The sequence below is a fragment of the Candidatus Binatia bacterium genome, from assembly GCA_036382395.1.
Taxonomy (GTDB): domain Bacteria; phylum Desulfobacterota; class Binatia; order HRBIN30; family HRBIN30; genus JAGDMS01.
In genome coordinates, this window is sequence record DASVHW010000006.1 from 1 (window position 1) to 3,722 (window position 3,722).

Genomic DNA, 3,722 nt, shown 5'->3' on the forward strand with positions numbered 1-3,722 from the left:
CCGCTGGTGATCATCGGCTCGGGTCCCGCCGGGAGCGCGAGCGCGTTGTTCCTGCATGCCCGGGACGCCTCCCTGGCACGCGAGACGGTGATTCTCGAGAAAGCGCACCACCCTCGGCCGAAGGTCTGTGCCGGCGGCCTGATCCCGCACACGCTGCGCTGTCTCGACGAGCTCGGCGTACCGTTGTCGGTGCCGAATGTGGCTGTCCATCGCGCCAACGTCGAGGTCCCCGGCCACTGTGTGTCGTACGAGGGGCAGGAGCTGTGTCGGGTCGTCCGTCGTGATGAGTTCGATCAGTCGCTGGTCGTGGCGTGCCGTTCGCGGGGCGTGGAAGTGCGCGAAGGCGAAAAGGTGATCGACGTGCGCCGCGAGGGCGATGGCATTCGGGTGGAAACCGAGCGCGCCAGCTATCACGCCCGGGCGATCATTGCGGCGGACGGTTCGGGAAGTCTGGTACGGCGGCGCCTGTTTGCCGGTGAGCCCGAGTGCGTCGGCAAGGCCGTGATGTGTGACATTCCCCTGGCCGGAGTGGACTGGAGCGGATTCCGGACAGCGCGCTACGACTTCATCTTTCGTTCGGTGCCCGACGGCCTGCGCGGCTACGCTTGGGCGTTTCCTTGCTTGATAGGTGGTGTGCCGCACGTGAACCTCGGCGTGTACTCCGTCGACACCAACGGGACCGGCGCCTTGTTGGCGCGCGTGTTGCGGGAAGAGATGGCGCGAATGGGCGCGGGTCCCGTTCCAGTGAAGGCGTTTCCGATCCGCTGGTATCGGCGAGGAGTGCGGATTGCCGCGCCGCAGGTCATGCTGGCCGGCGACGCGGCCGGAGTCGATTCCTTGATGGGTGAAGGCATCTCGTTCGCCTTCGAGTACGGGCGGCGTGCGGCGGCGGCGGCGGCGCAGGGGCTGGCGTCCGGCGACCTGACGTTTGCCGATTATGAGCGCAGTGTGAGCGCCTCGTGGGTGGGACGGAAACTGCGCCGTTTGCACCTCGGTGTGCGGCTCTTTTACGGCCCGACGTGGAGGCTGTGGTTCGCCTTTGCGGCCCACAGCCGCATGGCGCAGGAGATCGGGATCCGATGGTACAACGGCGTTGACGGATGGGACCAGCGTAGCGGGTGGGATGCCGTGCGCGCCTGGTGGCGCGGTGATCTGCGGACCGCGCCAGGTCAGCAGCCGAGGATGTCATGAAGCGTCCTGTGGCCAAGCGTCGGAAGCCTGGCCGCCTCGTGGTGACCCTGATACTAGCCGGCGCGGCAGTGCTGGTCGCGGCCGCGGTGTGGCGGAACTGGCCGGCGCTGTTTTCGGAGCCTCGGTCTGAACCCCAGCAGGTTGAGCAGCCCAAGCCCGGTGCCTTGCCCAAGAGCGGCGACGAAGATTTCAGTGCGGCGGAACGCCAAGATCTGGAAGATATCCTGAAGCGCCACGGAGCCGGCAAGCAACAGTGATCCGCGTACAGGATGACGTTGGCCGTGAAGTCCGGCTCGTTGGCACGGCGCGGCGCGTGGTCAGCCTGGTCCCGAGCCTGACGGAGACGCTCTTCGTCCTCGGACGCGGCGAGATCGTCATCGGGGTCACCCGCTACTGCACGGAACCGGCGGATGCCGTGCGGCAATTGGAGAGGGTAGGGGGCACCAAGAATCCCGACCTTGCCCGCATCTGCGAGTTGCGGCCCGACCTCGTCATCGTCAGTGCCGAGGAGAACCGCAAGGAGGACTTCGAGGCGCTCGAGCGGGCGGGGCTCAATCTGTTCGTCGCGTTCCCGCACAGGGCGCGCGACATCGGCGGATTGCTGCGCCGGTTGGGCGAGCTGATTGATGCCCGTGCCGGCGCGGAGCGCATCGCCAAGGAGCAGGAAGAGATAGTTGTGGAGATGGGCGAACCACGTGATGCGCCTCGCCCGCGTGTCTTCTGCCCGATCTGGAAGAATCCGTGGATGAGCTTCAACCGCGACACATATGCGGGCGACATGCTGTCGGTCGCCGGTGGCACGAATGTCTGCGCCGAGCAGGCCGAAGGCTATTGCCGCGTGACCCTCGAAGAGATTGCAGCCACCATGCCCGAGGTGATTCTTCTCCCGGACGAGCCCTATGTCTTCACAGCAAAGGTCCTACCCGACCTCGCGCCGTTGCACGACACGCCCGCCTGGCGGGCGAATCGCGTGCAATTCATCGACGGCAAGGCGCTGTCCTGGTACGGTCCGCGCACCGCAGCGGCGCTGCGCTACCTGCGGTCGGTGGTTGCGGGGGATGCACGCGTTTAACCTTTTTGCCCCGTCGACTCTCCAAGCAATCGAGATCGAATCTGAAGGAGGACTGCAATGAAAGCATGGAAGGTCGTAACGCTCGTGGCGCCGCTGGCTGTGGCGCTTACGATGTCACCGAGTCTGGCGCAGCCCAAGCCTGGGAGAGGGGCGTGCCGGGAGGACATCAAAAAGTTCTGCCCGGACCTCAAGCCCGGCGGCGGTGCCTACCGTGATTGTCTGAAGTCACATGCGGCCGAGCTGTCGCCCGCGTGTCAGGAGCATGTGAAGCAGATGAAAGCCAAGGTGAGTGCTTGGCATAAGGCCTGCCAGGACGACGTACACAAGTTCTGCGCTGACGTTGCTCCCGGACATGGCCAGGTCGTCAAGTGTCTGCACCAGCACCACGACGATCTGTCGCAGGCCTGTAAGGATCAGCTTGCCCAGGGCCGTCACCCGCGCCGCGGGGCAGCTCCAGCGCCCGGGAAGTAAGTCCGGCGGCGCCTCACGCCAGGCCGGAGCAGACGGCCGGCGTGAGGCGCGCGACATCGACTGCGATGTGAAGTTCTCGGCTTCAGCAGCGGTCGAAACCCTGCTGGACTAATCTCGAAGCTTCTGCCGATCTCCATTCAAGGAACTCTCGGACTCCCGCGATGCTGATGACTGGCCACCCCGGCATCGGCAGATCTCCAGCTGTCCGTTACCGATGCCGCGAAGGTTCTTGGCGTGACCAGGCCCGAGACTGAGAGTCTGTGAGGAAATTGGTACGAAGGCAAATGAGAGTTCGCCAGCACAATCTGTGTGAGCGGCCGAAGGTCGCCTCTGGTGGTATAGGCTTCCAGCCTGTGCCAACCCGGCACTGCGCCTCTTTGGCGCAACCCAAGGCGGAAGACTCCCGGAGCCGATCACCACGCCGGTCAATCCTGACGCGACAATACCCAGAAGGCAATCAGATCAGGTGTAGCTTAGTGGCGGCAGCCGTCCCTGGTTGCCGGGCGCGCCACGCGCGCCGGAACTGGCGACCGCAGCTCCCCATGCAGGCACAGAGGCCTGCAGCCACCGCTGTTTCCAGAGTCCATCCTGCTTGGAGTGTAGCCAGGTCTCATATTCGGTCATTTGCGCCTGCGTGGTGCGGTGGGCAGACTATTCCAGCAGCGTCAGAAGGAGTTAGAGCGATGAGCAAGAGGCAGATGGGTTCGAGCCTTGACGATTTTCTCAAGGAAGAAGGAATCTTCGAGGAGGCGCAGGCGCAGGCGGTCAAGGAGGTCGTGGCGTGGCAGCTGGCGGAGGCCATGAAGAAGAAGATATCCAAGGCGCGGATGGCGGCGCTGCTCAAGACCAGCCGGACACAGGTTGACCGCCTGCTTGACCCGAAAAGCGACATCACGCTCTCAAGCCTGCAACGGGCGGCGGCTATGGTTGGGCGCCGGCTAACGGTCGAGTTGGTGTAGAGATCGGTAGCGGTGTTCAGCACGATCAG

Annotated in this window: 5 protein-coding genes; all 5 read left to right on the top strand. The window is 64.7% G+C overall.

From position 1 onward, the window contains the following. Positions 1-1,191: NAD(P)/FAD-dependent oxidoreductase (locus tag VF515_00345; protein HEX7406073.1), on the top strand; the 1,191-nt coding region annotated here is incomplete at its 5' end. Further along, complete coding sequence (locus VF515_00350; protein HEX7406074.1) at positions 1,188-1,448, top strand: hypothetical protein; 261 nt, start codon at positions 1,188-1,190, stop codon at positions 1,446-1,448. The genes VF515_00345 and VF515_00350, both read left to right, overlap by 4 nt. Continuing rightward, complete coding sequence (locus VF515_00355) at positions 1,445-2,263, top strand: helical backbone metal receptor (GenBank protein ID HEX7406075.1); 819 nt, start codon at positions 1,445-1,447, stop codon at positions 2,261-2,263. Before VF515_00350 ends, VF515_00355 begins: the two co-directional genes overlap by 4 nt. Before the next feature lie 57 nt (positions 2,264-2,320). Continuing rightward, a complete protein-coding gene (locus VF515_00360) occupies positions 2,321-2,734 on the top strand; it encodes a cysteine rich repeat-containing protein (GenBank protein HEX7406076.1) in 414 nt (137 codons plus the stop codon). 683 nt (positions 2,735-3,417) lie between these two features. Continuing rightward, positions 3,418-3,693: a Fis family transcriptional regulator gene (locus VF515_00365; protein HEX7406077.1), complete on the top strand. Its 276-nt coding sequence runs from the start codon at positions 3,418-3,420 to the stop codon at positions 3,691-3,693. Positions 3,694-3,722: the final 29 nt, after the last annotated feature.